We start from the raw sequence: 17,028 nt of genomic DNA on the forward strand, positions 1-17,028 counted from the left end.
GCAAGACTCGAAAAAAATAAACCATATCGCAGGATGACCGAATGATTTTTGCCCCGACGCTGAGCGCCGATGCCGAGCTAGCCCGAGCGTCCGACTATGCGGCATGGTCGAAGGCGGCACTCGCGGCAGACAAAAGATCGGGCGCGCAGGCGTGGCGCGACGCCGATGAAAGCAAGCATTTCGATTATAAGGCGATCCGCGGCCGGCTCGAAAAGCTGTGGGGGCTGTCGGCGGCGGGGGACGTCAAAGGGCTGCTCTTCGTGCTCAACGAGGGTATCCACGGCAATATCGACGGCATAGGGCACGAGCGGCTCTACCAGAAGGCGCGTTTCGGCACGAAAAAGCTGATCGAAGCCTATGTCGTCGAGGTCGTCGCGGCGCTCGACAAGATTGCGGCGGCGCGCAGCATCCCGCGTGAGGAAAAGCGCGATTTCTTCCGCCGTGCCCAGCATTGCTACGGCCGCTCGGCGCTCTTGCTCTCGGGCTCGGGCAGCTTCCTGTTTTTCCACATCGGTGTCGTCAAGGCGCTGTGGTCGGAGGGGGTGTTGCCGAACATCCTCGCGGGATCGAGCGGCGGGTCGATCGTCGCCGCGACCGTCTGCACCCGCAAGAATGCCGACATTGGCGCTTTTCTCGAAAGCGACCGTCTCGCCAATCCCGATCGCGATCCCGAACAAAAGCGACTGGCGCCGGACGAAGTGCGCGACCGCCTCGCCGAACTGATCCCCGACCTGACCTTTCAGGAGGCTTATGAGATTAGCGGCCGCCACCTCAACGTCTCGGTCGCGCCCGCCGAAAAGCATCAGAACGGCCGGCTGCTCAACGCGATCACCGCGCCCAATGTACTGATCCGCGAGGCGGTACTCGCCTCGTGCGCGGTGCCCGGCGTCTTCCCGCCGGTGATGCTGATGGCGCGCGACGAAAGCGGCAAGCGCGTGCCGTACCAGCCCGACCGGCGCTGGGTCGACGGGTCGGTCACGCACGACATCCCGACCAAGCGGCTCGAGCGCCTCTATGGCGTCAACCATCATATCGTCAGCCAGGCGAACCCGCTGGCGCTGCCGTTCGCGACCGACACGCGCAAGCAGATGGCGCCGATCGAGGCCATTCAACATGCGTCGATGGCGACCTTCAAGGCGTGGCTCAACGCGAACATGGTGATCTTCCAGAAGCCGCTCGAAATGGTGCCGCCGCTCAACAGCCTCGCCAATCTCGCGCGCTCGGTGATCAATCAGGAATATACCGGCGACATCAACATCATCCGCCCGCCCAAATTCTGGTCGCCGACGAAGATCCTCTCGGACCTGTCGCGCGAGGATATCGACGAGTTGATCGACAGCGGGATGCGCACCGCCTGGCCGAAGATCGAGATGGTGCGCACGCAAACCGCGATCAGCCGCGCGCTCGATGCGATCCTTGCGAAGATCGACAAGGCGGGCGACGACGGCCCGGGCCATCGCAGCGCGGCGCTGAAGAAGGCGGTTCGCTGATATGTCTGCGGTGATCCTGCCCGCGGGATCGGCCGGTGCGGGCGCCAAGCTCCATGTCACCCGCTGGCTTCCTGAAGGACCGCCGCGTGCCATCATGCTGCTCGCGCATGGCTATGCCGAACATGCCGGGCGTTACGGCCATGTCGCGAAGCGGCTGACCGATGCGGGTTATGCCGTCTATGCGATCGACCATTGGGGCCATGGCCGGTCCGACGGCATCCCGGGTTTCGTCCCGCGCTTTTCGGTCTTTACCGACGGGATGGCCGAACTGCTCGCGCTGGTCGAGGTCAACCACCCCGGCGCACCGCGCCTGCTCCTCGGGCACAGCATGGGGGGGCTGATCGGGACCCTGTTCCTGATCGAGCGGCAACAGGCGTTCGTCGCGGCGGCGCTCTCGGGCCCCGCGATCGTCCCAGGCGCGCCGCCGTCGCGTTTCACTATCTGGATCAGTCGCTTTCTCTCGCGCTTCTTCCCGCGCCTTGGCGTGCTGGCGCTCGATGCCAATGGTGTCAGCCGCGACCCTGCCGTAGTTGCCGCCTATCTCGCCGATCCGCTCGTCTATACCGGCAAGGTCGGCGCGCGGCTGGGCAAGGAATTCATGGACGCGATGGCGGCGGCGCAGGCCGGTGCGCCGAAGATCGCGCTACCGATCCTGCTCCAGCACGGCGAAGGGGACAGCCTCGCCTCGGTCGAGGGGTCGCAATATCTGTTCGACCATGTGTCGTCGGCGGACAAGCTGCTCAAAATCTATCCCGGCCTGTTCCACGAAATCTATAACGAGCCCGAACAGGGCGCGGTGCTGGGCGACCTGGTCGGCTGGTTCGATGCGCATGTGAAGCCGGAGGCCGCGACATGAGAATCCTCCTCATCCTTATCGCTGCGCCGCTGATCACGCTGACGCTGCTCTATTTCATCTTCCCCGGCCGCCTGCTCGCGATCGGCCGCTGGTTGCTGCGCAAGCGCGGCGGGACGGTGCAGAAAAGCGTGACGGTCGGCGGCCGCGCCTGGCCCTATCTGGAGGGCGGCGATCGCTCGAAACCGCTGCTTCTGCTCGTCCACGGCTTTTCGGGCGACAAGGACAATTGGTCGATGATCGCGCCGTACCTGACGCGCGATTATCATGTCATCGCGCCCGACCTGCCCGGCTTCGGCGAGAATGAGCGCAATCCGGCGCTCGCATATGATATCGAGGCGCAGACGCGGCGGCTCAAGGAATTTTCCGACGCGCTCGGCCTCGACCGCCCGCATATCGCGGGCAACAGCATGGGCGGCTGGATCGCGCTTCGCTATGCGCTCGACTATCCGGGCGCTCTCGCCAGCCTGATCCTGATCGACAATGCCGGGGTGCTCGGCGCGGACGAAAGCGACCTCCAGAAGCAGGCGGTCGACGGCGAACAGAGTCCGCTCGTCCTCGCCAGCCTCGAGGACGCCGACCGGCTGGTGGCGATGGTCGTCCACAAGCCGCCCTTCATCCCGCAGCGGCTCAAACCCGCGCTCTATGCCGACGGGCTGCGCTATCGCGACCAGCTCGACACGATTTTCTGGGTTATCGCCAACGAGGCACGCGACCATCCGCTCAACGACCGGCTCGGCGAGGTGAAGGTGCCGACGCTGATCCTCTGGGGCCGTCACGACCGTATCATCGACGTGAGCTGCGTTGCCGCGCTCGAAACGGGCATCGCGGGCAGCAGCTCGCATATCATGGAGCATGTCGGTCATGTCCCGATGGTCGAAGACCCGAAGGGCACCGCCGACGTGATGAAGGGCTTCCTTGCCAAGCTGTGATAACCGCGCCACTCTCGTCTGAAAACTGGGGAGAGTTTCATGCGGTTGAAGGTCGGCCTGCTCGGTGGGGGCAGCTGGGGGACGACGGTGGCATCGGTGGTGTCGCGCAACGCACCGATCACGCTGTGGGCGCGCGACGCGGAGACCGTCGACGGCATTAATCGCGACAATGAAAACCGCAAATATCTGCCCGGCATCAAGTTGCCGTCGATATTGAGCGCGACCGCCGACCTGGCCCAAGTCGTCGCTGGTTCCGACGTGCTCGTAATGGGCGTCCCCTCGCACAGCTTTCGCAGCGTATTGGAAGAGGCGAAGCTGCATCTGCGCCCATGGGTGCCGGTGATCAGCCTGACCAAGGGGCTCGAACTGGCGTCGGGCAAACGAATGACCGAACTGATCGAGGAAGTGCTGTCCGGCCATCCCGTCGGCGTGCTTACGGGTCCCAATCTCGCGCGCGAGATCATGACCGGGCAGGCGGCCGCGAGCGTCTTGTCGATGGAAGACGAGATCGTCGTCCGCGCGCTCCAGCCGGTGTTCCATTCAGGGCTGTTCCGCGTCTACACCAACACCGATCTGCTCGGCTGCGAACTGGGCGGGGTGCTCAAGAATATCATCGCGATCGCGGTGGGTATGGGTGACGGGCAGGGGGCGGGCGACAATACCCGCTCGGCGCTGATGACGCGCGGGCTGGCAGAGATCACGCGCCTCGGTGTCGCAATGGGCGGGCGGCCGGAGACCTTCGCGGGGCTGACCGGCATGGGCGACCTCATCGCCACCTGCACCAGCCCGCTGTCGCGCAACCGCCATGTCGGCGTCGAACTCGGCAAGGGGCGCCGCATCGACGATATCATCGCGGGGATGAACATGGTTGCCGAGGGCGTGAAGAGCGCGCCGACCGTCATCGCGCTGGCCGAAAAGCACGGAATTGCGATGCCGATCGCGCGCGACGTCTTTGATGTGACGCAGGGAAAGCGCACCGCGCAGGATGTGTTTCGCGGCTTGCTCCGCTCGGCGGTCGGTGACGAAGCGCACCCCGGCTAAGCGGATTTCAGGCGATTCCGCCGCGGCCCGTTTCTTTTTGCCGACGAACCGGGAAGAAAAGGCGCCTCTGTTTCGTTCTTTCTCCTGACCCCCGCAGCGCGGGGGGCGTCAATCAGGAGATGGACAATGAAAAAGTGGACCACCCTTGCCGTTCTCATGGCTCTTCCCGCCAGCGTTGCCGTCGCCGCGGTGCCCTACAGGTCGATGCCGCCGGGTTTCGAGGCGCCGCACATCCGTACCGCGCCGATCGCGGGCGTCGTCAACCAATATTGGTATAATTACAAGGCCGATATCCTGGAGGCGGAGAAGGAACTGAGCAGCGACCTTCGCCACGCCACCGACCGCGAGGATCGTTGGGACGCGTGGGACGAATGGGAGACCGAGGTGGTCGATGCCGACAAGGATTATGTGAAGGAAATGCGCAAGAAAGGCTATCGCAGCGGCCGCGTGACGGTCGGCGGATAAGCAGCCTTGACGGTTACCCGGACCTTGCTCCGGGTCGCAGGGAAGGGCGGGCGTGATCGGGCGCCCGCCCTTCTTTCTGGTCGATATCAGGGGCGGAGCTGGGCGACGGCGTCGATTTCGACCAGTGCGCCATCCAGAACCAGGTCGCTGATGACGGTCGATCGGGCCGGGTAGGGAGCCGTGAAACGGGCGGCATAGGTCGTATTGAAACCCGCGAAATTCGCCTTCGACGTGATCCAGACATTGGTCTTGACGACGTCGCTGAAATCGAGGCCCACGCTGGTGAGTTGAACCGCAAGGCCGTCAAGCGCGCGATCGGTCTGGGCGACGATATCGTCGCCGACGATCTTGCCGCCTTCGAGCGAAAGCTGTCCGGAAATGAAGACGAGGTCGCCGGCCTGGCGGACCATCGATAGCGGCAGGGTCGATATGCTGTTCATATAATGATCCTTGGTTGTCGCCCGCAAAGCCGGGGCGAAGTCGGTGCGGCTTCAGGGCCGATTTTTGGACAAAGATGTCCCACAGGGCTCAGCGGCGATGCGCTGATCCTTCAGGTGCAGGCTGGACTTGGGCTTTTTTGATGGCGCGCGCGCGATCCGGATGTCAGGGACCGGTTTTCCCGATGCGGTGATGCGCAACGGGGACGAGGGCGGACAGGTCTTCGTCGGCGCTCGACATGATGCCGATCGTCAACGTCTCGCCCGACGTCTGGCCGCAAATATAGGCATGGCCCATTCCCGAATCGATATAGATGGACTCGCCCGGTTTGAGTTCGATCGGGTCATAGAATTCGGTGTGAACGATCAACCGTCCTTCGACAACATAGATGAATTCCTCGCCCGAATGGCGGACGAGTTCGCCGAACGCCTCGATCGATTTGGCGTGGATCCGCGTAACGACCGGCACCATGCGCTTGTTGCGCAGTTCGGTACAAAGATAATTATACTCGTAATTGGGCGTCTCGACGCGAACCGCATTTTCGAGCGTGCCGATGCTGCGCCGGCCCATGACGGTCGCCGCGGCCGGCTCTTCGGAAAACAGATCCGCCATGCTGATGTTCAGCCGCTCGCTGACCTGTTGCAGCTTGTCGTAAGTCAGCGACAGCCGGTCATGCTCGACCTTCGACAGCGTCGACATCGGGATGCCGCTCTGCTGGCTCATTTCCTTGAGCGTCCAGCCGTTGCGCGTGCGAAGGCCCGACATCACCGCCCCCAATGTCCGTCGATCGCCTGCCACCGATACCTGCTCCTTCTATTCCAGCCAGACACTTATATCCTAATCAGGATAAATTGAAGTCATTCGCCGCGGATGTCCTGTTCTTTTCGGGTTTCCGATCGGATCGTCTGCACGATCGATCGCGCCGCCGCCCGATGGAAAAATCAACGGCATGGCGAATATGGCGATGGGTCGAGATCGGGTTTGACACCCGACATCAGGTCGACGAGCAGCCGCGCCGAACCCGCGGCGAGGGTCCAGCCGAGGTGACCGTGACCGCAGTTGACCCATGATCCGCGAACCCGGCCTGGACCGATATAGGGTCGCCCGTCCGCCGCGACCGGCCGCAGTCCCGCCCAGGGCTTACCGGTCGCCAGCGTCGCGTCGTCGGCGATCGCGGGATAGGTCGCCTTGACGAGTTGCCCCAGATTATCGACCCGCTTCGGGTCGAGCTCCAGATCATCGCCGGCAAATTCGGCCGTCCCGGCGACGCGCAGTCGCGGGCCAAGCGGTGTGATCGCCGCATGATAGCCATCGTCGATGACCGGGAGGCGGGGCATGGGCGCCGCAGGGTCGGGGGTATAGGTCATCGAATAGCCCTTCACCGGCTTGATCGCGAGGCGCAGCCCCAGCTTCGCGGCGAGCGCCGGGCTGGCGACCCCTGCGGCGACGATTATCCGGTCGGTCGCGATGATCTCGTTCACCAGACGCGCGCCGATCACGCGGCCGCCCCGGACCTCGATCCGCTCCACCGTCTCGCCATAGCGGAACCGGCCGCCGAGATCGGCGATGGTCCGGGCTGCCGCGCGGCAGAACAGATGGGCATCGCCCGACGCGTCGCCGGGATAATGGATGGCGCCGACGATCGCGTCCTGCACCGGCGCGAGGCAGGGTTCGACCGCTACCGCCCCCGCAGGGTCGAGCGTCCGGGCATCGATGCCGTGCTGGCGGATCAGGTCGGTGATGGCGAGCGCGGCGTCGAACGCCGCGCCGGTGCGGAAGAATTTGAGTGCGCCGTCATCTGACGCGTCGAAAGCGAAGCCATGTCGCGTGCGGATGTCCTGCATCTCGGCGAGCGAATAGGTCGCAAGTTCAAGGTTGGCGAGCGTCGCGGTCCGATGCGGCGCGGCGCGCGAATTGAGCAGGAACTGCGGGCCCCAGCGGATCAGCGAGGGGAGTGCGCCGAGCCGGATCTTGAGCGGCGCCGACGAGCTGACGAGATATTCGAGCAGGTGACGATGGACCCCCGGCGCGTTCCACGGATCAGACATCGAGGGCGTCAGTAGCCCGCCATTGGCAAAGCTGGTGCCGAGGCCCGCATGGTCGGCCGAGTCCACCAGCGTGACGCGTTCGCCGCGCCGGAGAAGCTCGAGCGCCGTGGTCAGCCCGACGACTCCGCAGCCGATGACGAGATTGTCGGTCACTCCATCTTTCCCTTCATCGCCGATCCGTTCGGCGGTGCGATTGCCTGCTTTCTGCTGGCATGGCCCGGCCTAGCCGATGCGCCAAAAGTGGACAATACAGAAATGTATGGTCGAGGCGGAAAATTATGTCCCGATCACGCTATTTTACGGGCCGGCCCGTCGGGAACCCGCGACGGCGGCGGCTGCGGATCCCCCGCCGGATATTATGGTCGATTCGCAAAACTGGCCGTTCCTAAACCGGCGATTGATCGATACAGCAGTCCATGGCGCGACGGACTTCCACGCGATGGAAGCGATGAGCAGAGGAGCAGGTGCAGTGGTGAACGGTCGTTTGACCCGCGGGGATTGGATCGCGGTCGCGCGCAAGGCGCTGATCGCGTCGGGTGTCGACGATGTGAAGGTCGATGTGCTGGCGCGGCGGATGAAGGTGACGCGCGGCAGCTTCTATTGGCATTTCAAGCATCGGCAGGAACTGCTCGACGCGCTGCTCGAAGATTGGAAAAACAACAACAGCCAGGAAATCGCCGCGATCGAAAAGCGGGCCGAGGAAGGTGCCACCGGGCTGATCGAACTGTTCAAGGTCTGGCTGGGCGAGGACCCCAATTTTCCGGCCTTCGACATCGCCATCCGCGTCTGGGCGCGCAAGTCGCGTGAAGTCACCGCGGTGGTTCATGAGATCGACGACGCCTGGATCGGCCTGTTCCAGCTTTTCCTCGAGCGGAACGGGATAACGGGGACCGAGGCGTTCGTCCGCGCCCGCGTGATGTATTTCCACCAGATCGGCTATTATGCGCTCGCGATCCCTGAAAGCCTCGACGAGCGCATCGAGCTGGCTCCCTATTATTGCGAAGCGCTGACGGGCTTGCCGGCGCCCGCCGATCTCAAGGACTCGCTGCGGACGCTCGACCGGTCGAAAGCAAAGGGAAAGCGCAAGGCCGCCTGACCGGCCGGCGCCTTCGCCGGCCGCGGTCAAACCGGTACCATGCCAAGCTCGGCCATCACGAAGCCGAGCCATTCCGCCCGCTGGGTCACCGAGGTGTCGGCGTCGAACGAGGCGTGGCCGGTGTCCTTCCATACCCGGAGCAGCGTCCGGTGGCCCGAACTGGAAGCTTCGAGCATCCGCGCGGTGAACTTGCGGCCGTGGAAGGGCCGGCAGCCCGCATCCTTTTCGCCGAACAACTGGAACACCGCGGGGTAAGCCACGCCGTCGCGAACATTGTGATAGGGCGAATAGGAATAGATGATCTTCGACATCACCGGGTCCTGCGGATCGCCATAATCCTGCCAGAAGATCGCACGGATCGGCGCTGATTCGGCATCGTCGGGAAGGGGCTCCATCTCGTCGAAGGTCGGTACGTCGGGCACGACGACGCGGAACAGGTCGGGGCGATGGACGATCGCGACTCCCGCCAGCAGGCCGCCGTTGCTCGCGCCGGTCATCGCCAGCAGGTCGGGCCGGGTGATGCCGTTCGCGATTACCGCTTCGGTGACGGCGAACAGGTCGAGGTAGCTGTTCCATTTGCAGGCAAGCCGGCCGCTTTCGTGCCAGATCTTGCCATATTCGCCGCCGCCGCGAATGTTGGCGTGGATGAGCACGCCGCCGGCGCGCACGAACGGCGTGAAATGGGCGAGGAAGGCCGGAACGAAGGCCGAGTTGAACCCGCCATAGGCCGTGACAAGCGCCGGGCGCGGCGTATCGAAGCTCAGGTCGTCGCGGTGGACCATATAATAAGGGATATGGACGCCGTCCTTGCTGCGCGCGAAATGCTGCGTGACCTTGATCCCGGCAAGTTCGACTTCGGGCGCGACGACGGTGCTCACCTCGGCGCTGTCGAGGTCGTAGTGATAGATGCCCGCGGTCTTGGTAAAGCTCGCATAATCGAAGGTCAGCGCATCGGTGCGGTCGAAGCGGTGAAAGGCGCTGATCCAGCTCGCACCCGCTTCCTCGAGCGGCACGACCTGTTCGCTGCCGTCCACGGGGTCGATGATGCGCAGGCGCAGCGAAACGTGGAGCAGTTCGGCGACGATGATCTTGCCGCGGATCGTCCCGACGGCGCGGATCACCGCCTCGCTTTGCGGCGCGATCTCGCGCCAGCTGCTGCGGTCCTGCGACGTTGCGACGGGGATCGCGACGATGCGGCCGCGCGGGGTGTCGTCGCCGTGGGCGCGGGCGACATAGGTGTCGGCATCGAGCCAGCCGCCGGTCAGCTCGCCCTCGTAACCGTCGGGAATGAACGGCCGCCAAGCGCCGGTGGTCGCGTCGCCGATCATATAGGCGGTGCGTTCGTGCGGACCCGAATCGGCGATCACCCAGCGATCGTCCGGCGAGACGTTGCAGCTCAGGCCCGACATTTGTGCAGGCACCTCGGTACCGCCGAATAGAACCGCGGGCCGATCGGCGACGCCTGCATCGAGCGGGACAAAGGAGATGCGGTGGCGCCCCTCGGGGTCGCGGCCGTGCAGGTAAAAGCCGCTGCCGTCGGCGAGCCACCCGGGGATCGCGCCGCTATAGCCGATCGCGGGCAGCGGCGCATGAACGGCTTTGCCCGTTGCGGTGTCCACGACATGCCATTCGCCCATCATGTCGCCGCCGATACAGATGATCGCCGCGACGCGCCGGCCGTCGGGTGACGGCTCCCACCACAGCACCGCGGCGCTTGCCGCGTCGGTCGCGGCGAGATGATCGGCGAAGGCGAAGACCGGCTGCCCGGGATCGTCGAGACTGGCCGCGCTCCAGACGACGCGGCCTCCGCCGCCCGGCGGCGGTGCGATCCAGAACCAGCGGTCGCCGCGCAGCCGCGGCGGTGTCCGTGAAACCATGAAATTGCCCGCGTCGTTGGCGCGGATCTGTTCCTTCAGCGTTTCGAAATGCGGCCAGGCGCGCGCCTCGCGCTGCGCGATCGCATCCTGTTCCCACTGCCACGCCAGCGCCTCTTCGCTATCATGCTGAAGCCAGTCATAGGGGTCGTCGAAGGTGACGGCACCGATCGTCTTGGTGACCGGGCGGCGGGGGGTGGTCGTCATATCTTGTCTCCCAATTCATTGCGTCGCTGCGAGCCAGTTCAGCCCTGCGTTTCGAGCTTGGCCTTGATGCTTTCGAGATAGCCGGTCAGCGCGGTGCCGAACTGCGCCTTCATTTCGCCGGCGGCGGAAGCAATCTCGCTTCGTTCGGCACCCGCAGGCTGATCGATGCCGAGCGTCGAATGGCAGTCGAGACGATATCGCGTGCCGCCGGGCGCCTCGTCGGCGTGGTAGGTCGCATAAACAATCATGCCGCCAGCCAGATAATCGGCGAACATGCTCAGCCGGTGCGCCGCCTCGTCGCGTTCGGTGACGTGGCAGATACGCTCGTCGACCACCGCGCCATCCTGCTCGAAGCGCATGCGGTAGCCGCCAAGACAAGCGGCCGGATCGTCCAGCGGTTCGATTGCATAGCCAAGCTCGCGGAACTTCTTCGCCTCGATATACTCGTCGAGGATCGTCTGCCACACCGCGGCGGGCGATGCGGCGATGTCGATGGCGGCATGGTTGACGATCGTCACGCGGACACGCTGGTCGGTCATGGCTGGAGGCTTTCGAGGACGGGGAGTTCAAGACGCGAAGGCCGCGCCGCGTCGTGGAAGACCGTGATTTGCGCAGTCTGCATGCGCGTTGCGGTCGCGATCGGCTCGCCGGTGTTCGGATTGGGGTCGATGAACGGGAAGAAGTCGGGGCGCAGCAGCAGTGCGAGCCGATGTCCGGCAGCAAGCTCGTGCGCCGACAGGGTCAGCTTCAGCCGCACCTCGACCGCCTCGCCGGGAATCATCGGTACCTCGCGATCGAAACCGTCGCGATACCGCAGCCGCAGGGCGTGATAGGCCAGCTCGACGACAGATCCGTCGGGCCGAATCTCGGCAAGATGCGCGACGATATCGGCATCGGGCGTGTCGACCGCGACGTGCAGTACGACGCCGGTCTCGCCGAGGATCGCCAGCGGTTTGGCAAGCGGTTCGGTGCGGAATAACAGCGTATCGATGTGGCGGACATGCTCGTCGAGGCTGCTGATCCGGCCAAGCGCATCGGTCAGCGGCGCGGCGAAAGGCATCGCCGGGTCGGCGCGCATCCGCTCGGGCGCGCCGGTGATCGCGCCCGCGTCGGTCACGAGCGTGCCACCGCCATAGGCACCGTTCGCGGCGCTGTTGCTGGCAAGGAAGAAGGAGATGCCGCGCACCTCCTTCGGCGGAAAGGCGTCGAAGCTTTCGTAGCGATTGCGGCCGGTGATGAAGATTTTCGCCTTGCCGCCAAGGTCAGGGCCGTCGCCCTTGTTCTTGAGGTGCTTGTCATAGAAGGCGAGGCGGATCGGGAAGGGATCGGCTGCGGCGGCGGCATCAAAATCATGCGGGCCATAGCTGTCGCCGCCGCCAGTATAGACCTGGCCATGGTCCCACGGGCCGAGCAGCAATTGGCGGTCGTCGCGGTCGGGGGCGTTGGCGGCAAGGCCATGCCACGCGCCCATGGCGCCGAGGCTGGGATCGAAATTGCCGGTGATGAACAGCGCCGGCAGGTCCATCGCGGCATAGTCCGCGGCGCCGAGCGTCCGCTCCTGCCACCAGTCGTCGAAGGTCGGATGTTCGAGCGCCTCGCGGTAATGGGCGAGCTTGTCGCCCTTCAACACATCGTCCGCCGCATCGATCGCCGGGCGCATCGTCAGGCGGCGGAACCAGTCGGGCTGTGACAGCACCGGCAGCGTTGCGACGAAGCCCCCGGTCAGTTCGGACAGCGACGCGATCGAGATCAGATTCAGCCAGTTGATCGTGTGGAGCCGCGTGAAAGCACCGCCGAAATAGGGAAGCTCGCGGAAATAATTCACCGCGGGCACCTGCGGGATGATGCATTTGAGATGCGGTGGCCGCTCCGCCGCAGCGAGGAGCTGGGTCAGCCCGACGTACGAACCGCCGTCCATGCCGACATTGCCGTCGCACCACGGCTGCGCGGCGAGCCATTCGATCGTGTCGTAACCGTCGCTGCGCTCATAGGGCGAGCTGAACAGAAAATCGCCTTCGGATTCGCCAGTGCCGCGGACGAGCTGGTTGACGACGATATAGCCATGGTCGAGATAGCGAAGCTGGCGCAGCCGCGCCCAGCCGAGCACCTCCTCGCGGTACGGCGTACGCCACAGGATCACCGGCGCGGGCGCGTCGCCCTGCGGCCGCCAGACATAGGTGTCGAGCCCGACGCCGTCGCGCATCGGCAGCATCAGCCGCAGGTCGGGATCGGGCATCAGCTCGATCGCGGGCGCCGCGCCGCCGCCGGTGCGGCTCAGCAGCCCCATCGAGTCGCGCATCGTCTCTTCGCTCATTCCCAGTCCCTTCCGGCTCTTTTCGAGGCCGATTATCTGCCGCCGGGATTCGAGTCCTCAACGGAAAATCTGATAGCGATATAGAAACATACAATACTGTACTGTCAAGCGTGGATTGTGGTCGATTGGGTGTATATGACGAAGATGACGGCATTGGGGTGGGCAGCTGCCATGAGCTCTACTCACCTACGTCATCCCGGGCTTGACCCGGGATCCCGCTTTTTTTGAGGCACGAGCAGTTTTCGACTTCAAGCGGGACCCCGGATCAAGTCCGGGGTGACGATAAGGGTAATGGCGGCAATCGGCCGATAACGGACTTTACGCGACCAGATTATGCTGGCGCCGCATCCGCGTCGATTGGCCAGATCGGCCGCCGCAAGCGGCTGTAGCGGCCGGCGTCGAAATCGAGCGTCAGCGAGCCCGGGGTCTCGCAATAGAATATCCCGGTGGCGAGCGTGCTGAAGCGTTCGTAGAAATGCTGGGTCGACTTCACGACGACGATGCGCAGCGCACTCAAATCGACCCCGAGGCCGGTCAGGCAGACAGGGTCGTAGACCTGCTGACGGATGCTGTTGACGGCCACCAATATGCCGCCGATGCGGAGCAGCGCCGCGCGGCCGATGCCGAACATCAGCCCGCCCGCGGGATCTTCCTGCTCGATCGCGTCGGCCAGCGCGACCACGGTCGCCTCGCCATCGACCGGCAGCCCTGCGAAGGGGCCGGTCTTGCCGCCAAGGCGCAGGTTGAGCCGGTTGCCGATGCCTGCCTGCCAGGCGAAGTCGACCGCGATGGGATCCCAGATCATCGCGAGCGCGGCGTCCTTGATGCCGCGCTCGATCAGTCGCGTGAGGATGAAGGTCGAATCGGCGCCCGCGCCGCCGCCGGCATTATCGGCAACATCGGCGATGACGAACGGCCCGGCTTCGGGCGACGCCGCGATCGCGCCCAGAATATCGTCGACCGGCCGGCGCAGGCTGCGCGTCTCGTCGCGCGCCGCAAAGAATTGGCGGCCGATGTCGCGGGCGAGATCGGGCACGCCGCCCTGACCGGATTCGGCGACGACGATAACGGCGGCGCCGACATCGGGATGATCGGCCCAGGCAAAGCCGTGCATCAGCGAAACCGAGTGAATGCCGTCCTGCCGTTCGGCGGCGAGCACCGCATCGTTGACCGCCATCATATGGGGCAGTGTCGTATAATAGAGACCGAGCATCGGCACGCGCTGGAGATGATTGCGGGTCCGGATCTCGCCGCGCGCGAAGCGTTCCCCGATGGCAAAGAGCTGCTCGCCGCGCTCGTCGAAGTCGGTGTGCGGGTAGAGCAGGCAGGCGACCAGCGCGTTCGACGCCTCGGCCATCCGCGTTGTCACATTGCCGTGCAGGTCGAGTTCGACCCCGATGAAGATGTCAGGGCCGGTGATTTCGCGGACCTTTTCGATAATGTCGCCTTCGCAGTCGTCATAACCCTGCGCCATCTGCGCGCCATGCAGCATCAGAAAGACCATATCGACCGGCATCGCGGCCCGCAGATCGTCGAGAATCTCGTCGCGCAGGCTTTCATAATCTTCCTGGCGGCACGGGGCGGCGGGCTCGGCAAAGGCGTGGAGCGAGGCGTAAGCGCCATAGCCCCTCTCGCGCGCCAGCCGCAGGAAGGTGCGGTAGCCGAATTGCTCATACGCCGCCGGCTCCGGATCGGGTCCTGTATGTTCGGGCCGGTAATACATCGCGTTCACGAAGGAATCGCGGGTACAGGGGATGGCCGAGAAACTGTTGGTTTCCATCATCATGCCAGCAACGAAAATATTCATGGGTTCCTCTTGCAATATGATGCCCGTTCGCCGGCTGCGCTCGCGATCGTCGCGGCGGCGGCATTTTTTTGTCGACTCATATCCAAACACTTGTGTATCGTTTGGTCAATGGCCTTTGATGGAATCGGGTCATGACGGGAGGAAAGCGTGAATTCGATGACGCCGCGTGCATTGCTCGACGACAGCCTGGTCTGGGACAATCATGGCTGCATGCCGCTGCGCCCGCTTGACGAGAGCTTCCTGCCGCAGCTCGCCCGCTACAGGGCAGCCGGCGTCAACGCGGTAACGATCAACATCGGCTTCGGCCAGCAGGGGGTCGAGGAGCATCTGCGCATGGTCGCGCAGTTCCGACGCTGGCTGGCGCTGCATGGCGACGATTATATGCTGGCGACTTCGGTCGACGATATCGAGCGAGCGCGCCGCGCGGGCAAGCTCGCGGTGCTGTTCGATATCGAGGGAATGAACGCAATCGCCGACCAGCCCAGCCTGGTCCAGCTCTATTACGACCTCGGCGTCCGCTGGATGCTCATCGCCTATAACCAGAACAACCCGGTCGGTGGCGGGTGTCAGGACGAGGACCAGGGGCTCACCGAATTCGGCCGCGGCATCCTCGACGAGATGGCGCGCGTCGGCATGGTCGCCTGCTGCTCGCACACCGGCGAACGCACCGCGCTCGAGGTGATGGAATATAGTTCGCGCCCGGTGATCTTCTCGCATTCGAACGCCCGCGCGATCCACGATCATCCCCGCAACGTCCGCGACCATGTGCTGAAAGCCTGCGCCGCGACCGGCGGCGTCGTCGGGCTCAACGGGATCGGACTGTTCCTCGGCAAAGGCGGTATCGACCTCGTCGACGGACTGATCCGTCACCTCGATCACATCGTCGGCGTGATCGGCATCGACCATGTCGGCCTGGGGCTCGATTATGTGTTCGACGCGGGTGAGCTGGAAGAATTTCTTGCTAACCCCGCGATTTTCCCGCCCGAGCTTGGTTATGGACCGACGCTCGAAATGGTGCCGCCCGAAGCGATGGAGGATATCGTCGGCGGGCTCGGCCGGCTCGGCTATGCCGACGATAATATTCGGGCGATCCTTGGCGGTAACCTGATGCGGGTGGCGAAACAGGTCTGGCGCCCGGCTTTCGGTTTCTCGGGCTGAGGCCAGCGATGCTCGATCTCGCGGAGATTTGGGACAGCCCGGTCGACGATCGCACCAAAGCCATTCCCGGCGGGGCGGCGTTGCCGCTTCGCGATATCGGACGCCAGGGGTGGCGCCTGCTCGAAGGCGACATGCCCTTGCCTGCGGCCGTGCTGCGGCAATCGGCGATCGATCACAATGTCGACTGGATGCGGCGCTTTACCGGGCTGACCGGGATGCTGCTGTGTCCGCACGGCAAGACCAGCATGAGCCCGCAATTGTTCGACCGGCAACTGCGCGCCGGCGCATGGGGCATCACCGCTGCGACGGTGTCGCACCTCCATGTCTATCGCCGCTTCGGCATCCGGCGTATCCTGCTTGCCAACCAGCTCGTCGATCCGGCTGGCATCCGCTTCATCCTGTCCGAACTGGCGCGCGATCCCGATTTCGATTTCTACTGCCTCGTTGATTCGGTCGCGTCGGTTGACATCCTGCGCGAGGCCGCGGCCAAGAGCGGTTGTCCGCGCCCGATCCAGCTGCTTGTCGAAGTCGGCCAGGCAGGCGGCCGCACCGGCGCGCGGAGCGTTGAACAGGCGGTGGAGATCGCCCGCGCCGTCCATGACGGGGGCCCGCATCTGGCGCTTCGCGGCGTCGAAGGATTCGAGGGTGTGCTCGAGGTCGCCGACCCGGCCGAAACCATCGTCCGCATCGAAAAAATGCTCGATGACATGAGCGAGGTTGCCGCCCGGTGCGATGCGCTGGGCCTGTTCGCTGCCGGGCCGGTCATCGTCTCTGCGGGCGGATCGCAGTTCTACGACCTGCCGTCGTCGTTGCGACGGCGGCTCGGCACCGAGCGCGAGGCGATCTTCGTCCTGCGCAGCGGCTGTTATGTCACGCATGATTCCAGCTGGTTCAGCGAATATGCGAAGGCGATCGCGCAGCGCATGCCCGAAGTCGGCGAGCTGGGCGAGGGACTGCGCCCGGCGATCGAGGTCTGGGCTTATGTCCAGTCGCTGCCCGAGCCGGGTCTGGCGATCGTCACGATGGGCAAGCGCGATGCCTCGTTCGACGTCCATATGCCGACACCGCTGAAATGGCACCGCGACGGGATGGCGGCACCGGCGCCGCTGGCGGGGCACCAGGTGCTCCGGATGAACGACCAGCACGCCTATGTCACGCTGCCGGAGGGCAGTCCGCTGCGCGTCGGCGACCGGATCGCTTGCGGCATCGCGCATCCTTGCACGACCTTCGATCGCTGGCCGGTGATGTTGGTTGTCGACAACGATTATCGCGTCGTCGATGCGATACGGACGTTCTTCTAAAGCC

General features: G+C 64.6%; 15 protein-coding genes. 8 read left to right on the forward strand and 7 right to left on the reverse strand.

Annotation, left to right across the window (positions count from 1 at the left end; genetic code table 11):
* The first annotated feature begins 41 nt into the window (after window positions 1-41).
* The 5 genes from FHR22_RS14100 to FHR22_RS14120 all read left to right on the forward strand — a co-directional run bounded on the left by FHR22_RS14100 (window position 42) and on the right by FHR22_RS14120 (window position 4,781).
* Window positions 42-1,490 (forward strand): DUF3336 domain-containing protein, encoded by a 1,449-nt coding sequence (locus FHR22_RS14100; protein ID WP_166943840.1) that lies wholly within the window; start codon window positions 42-44, stop codon window positions 1,488-1,490.
* A 1-nt stretch (window position 1,491) separates the two neighbouring features.
* A complete protein-coding gene (locus FHR22_RS14105; protein ID WP_166943841.1) occupies window positions 1,492-2,346 on the forward strand; it encodes an alpha/beta hydrolase in 855 nt (284 codons plus the stop codon).
* Window positions 2,343-3,275 carry an alpha/beta fold hydrolase gene (locus FHR22_RS14110; RefSeq protein ID WP_166943842.1) on the forward strand — a complete coding sequence of 311 codons (933 nt, stop codon included), beginning with the start codon at window positions 2,343-2,345 and terminating at the stop codon, window positions 3,273-3,275. The genes FHR22_RS14105 and FHR22_RS14110 overlap by 4 nt, the downstream gene beginning before the upstream one ends.
* 39 nt (window positions 3,276-3,314) lie before the next feature.
* Window positions 3,315-4,316 carry an NAD(P)H-dependent glycerol-3-phosphate dehydrogenase gene (locus FHR22_RS14115; RefSeq protein WP_166943843.1) on the forward strand — a complete coding sequence of 334 codons (1,002 nt, stop codon included), beginning with the start codon at window positions 3,315-3,317 and terminating at the stop codon, window positions 4,314-4,316.
* Window positions 4,317-4,442: 126 nt separating this feature from the next.
* Window positions 4,443-4,781, forward strand: coding sequence for a hypothetical protein (locus FHR22_RS14120; RefSeq protein ID WP_166943844.1), 339 nt, complete (start codon window positions 4,443-4,445; stop codon window positions 4,779-4,781).
* Window positions 4,782-4,867: 86 nt separating this feature from the next.
* Here FHR22_RS14120 and FHR22_RS14125 read toward each other — a convergent pair whose 3' ends face one another.
* From FHR22_RS14125 to FHR22_RS14135, 3 genes are all read right to left on the reverse strand, one after another.
* Complete coding sequence (locus FHR22_RS14125) at window positions 4,868-5,221, reverse strand: RidA family protein (protein WP_166943845.1); 354 nt, start codon at window positions 5,219-5,221, stop codon at window positions 4,868-4,870.
* Between the two features lie 163 nt (window positions 5,222-5,384).
* The gene (locus FHR22_RS14130) at window positions 5,385-6,017 is read right to left on the reverse strand and encodes a helix-turn-helix domain-containing protein (protein WP_341786627.1); all 633 of its coding nucleotides are present in this window, start codon (window positions 6,015-6,017) and stop codon (window positions 5,385-5,387) included.
* Between the two features lie 143 nt (window positions 6,018-6,160).
* Complete coding sequence (locus tag FHR22_RS14135; protein WP_166943847.1) at window positions 6,161-7,420, reverse strand: FAD-dependent oxidoreductase; 1,260 nt, start codon at window positions 7,418-7,420, stop codon at window positions 6,161-6,163.
* Between the two features lie 319 nt (window positions 7,421-7,739).
* Here FHR22_RS14135 and FHR22_RS14140 point away from each other — a divergent pair, with 319 nt between their 5' ends.
* Window positions 7,740-8,363, forward strand: a complete 624-nt coding sequence (locus FHR22_RS14140) for a TetR family transcriptional regulator (RefSeq protein ID WP_166943849.1) — start codon at window positions 7,740-7,742, stop codon at window positions 8,361-8,363.
* A 26-nt stretch (window positions 8,364-8,389) separates the two neighbouring features.
* Here the strand turns inward: FHR22_RS14140 and FHR22_RS14145 are convergent, their stop codons facing one another.
* The 4 genes from FHR22_RS14145 to FHR22_RS14160 form a co-directional block, all read right to left on the reverse strand.
* Complete coding sequence (locus FHR22_RS14145; RefSeq protein WP_166943851.1) at window positions 8,390-10,444, reverse strand: prolyl oligopeptidase family serine peptidase; 2,055 nt, start codon at window positions 10,442-10,444, stop codon at window positions 8,390-8,392.
* 38 nt (window positions 10,445-10,482) lie between these two features.
* Window positions 10,483-10,983: an SRPBCC family protein gene (locus FHR22_RS14150; protein ID WP_166943853.1), complete on the reverse strand. Its 501-nt coding sequence runs from the start codon at window positions 10,981-10,983 to the stop codon at window positions 10,483-10,485.
* On the reverse strand, window positions 10,980-12,758 hold the full coding sequence (locus FHR22_RS14155; protein WP_166943855.1) for a CocE/NonD family hydrolase: 1,779 nt from the start codon (window positions 12,756-12,758) through the stop codon (window positions 10,980-10,982). The genes FHR22_RS14150 and FHR22_RS14155 overlap by 4 nt, the downstream gene beginning before the upstream one ends.
* A 331-nt stretch (window positions 12,759-13,089) precedes the next feature.
* Window positions 13,090-14,565 (reverse strand): M81 family metallopeptidase, encoded by a 1,476-nt coding sequence (locus tag FHR22_RS14160; protein WP_166943856.1) that lies wholly within the window; start codon window positions 14,563-14,565, stop codon window positions 13,090-13,092.
* 156 nt (window positions 14,566-14,721) lie between these two features.
* Here FHR22_RS14160 and FHR22_RS14165 point away from each other — a divergent pair, with 156 nt between their 5' ends.
* Complete coding sequence (locus FHR22_RS14165; protein ID WP_243853746.1) at window positions 14,722-15,723, forward strand: dipeptidase; 1,002 nt, start codon at window positions 14,722-14,724, stop codon at window positions 15,721-15,723.
* Window positions 15,724-15,731: 8 nt separating this feature from the next.
* Window positions 15,732-17,024, forward strand: coding sequence for an amino acid deaminase (locus FHR22_RS14170; RefSeq protein ID WP_166943858.1), 1,293 nt, complete (start codon window positions 15,732-15,734; stop codon window positions 17,022-17,024).
* Window positions 17,025-17,028: the final 4 nt, after the last annotated feature.

It is taken from the genome of Sphingopyxis panaciterrae, from assembly GCF_011762125.1.
In the GTDB taxonomy this organism is placed as follows: Bacteria; Pseudomonadota; Alphaproteobacteria; order Sphingomonadales; family Sphingomonadaceae; genus Sphingopyxis; species Sphingopyxis panaciterrae.

What these genes read in the sequence shown, in the direction of transcription:
- FHR22_RS14100 (WP_166943840.1), top strand. Translation starts at nt 42, where the DNA reads ATGATTTTTGCCCCGACGCTGAGCGCCGATGCCGAGCTAGCCCGAGCG.
- FHR22_RS14105 (WP_166943841.1), top strand. Translation starts at nt 1,492, where the DNA reads ATGTCTGCGGTGATCCTGCCCGCGGGATCGGCCGGTGCGGGCGCCAAG.
- FHR22_RS14110 (WP_166943842.1), top strand. Translation starts at nt 2,343, where the DNA reads ATGAGAATCCTCCTCATCCTTATCGCTGCGCCGCTGATCACGCTGACG.
- FHR22_RS14115 (WP_166943843.1), top strand. Translation starts at nt 3,315, where the DNA reads ATGCGGTTGAAGGTCGGCCTGCTCGGTGGGGGCAGCTGGGGGACGACG.
- FHR22_RS14120 (WP_166943844.1), top strand. Translation starts at nt 4,443, where the DNA reads ATGAAAAAGTGGACCACCCTTGCCGTTCTCATGGCTCTTCCCGCCAGC.
- FHR22_RS14125 (WP_166943845.1), bottom strand. Translation starts at nt 5,221, where the DNA reads ATGAACAGCATATCGACCCTGCCGCTATCGATGGTCCGCCAGGCCGGC.
- FHR22_RS14145 (WP_166943851.1), bottom strand. Translation starts at nt 10,444, where the DNA reads ATGACGACCACCCCCCGCCGCCCGGTCACCAAGACGATCGGTGCCGTC.
- FHR22_RS14150 (WP_166943853.1), bottom strand. Translation starts at nt 10,983, where the DNA reads ATGACCGACCAGCGTGTCCGCGTGACGATCGTCAACCATGCCGCCATC.
- FHR22_RS14155 (WP_166943855.1), bottom strand. Translation starts at nt 12,758, where the DNA reads ATGAGCGAAGAGACGATGCGCGACTCGATGGGGCTGCTGAGCCGCACC.
- FHR22_RS14160 (WP_166943856.1), bottom strand. Translation starts at nt 14,565, where the DNA reads ATGAATATTTTCGTTGCTGGCATGATGATGGAAACCAACAGTTTCTCG.
- FHR22_RS14165 (WP_243853746.1), top strand. Translation starts at nt 14,722, where the DNA reads ATGACGCCGCGTGCATTGCTCGACGACAGCCTGGTCTGGGACAATCAT.
- FHR22_RS14170 (WP_166943858.1), top strand. Translation starts at nt 15,732, where the DNA reads ATGCTCGATCTCGCGGAGATTTGGGACAGCCCGGTCGACGATCGCACC.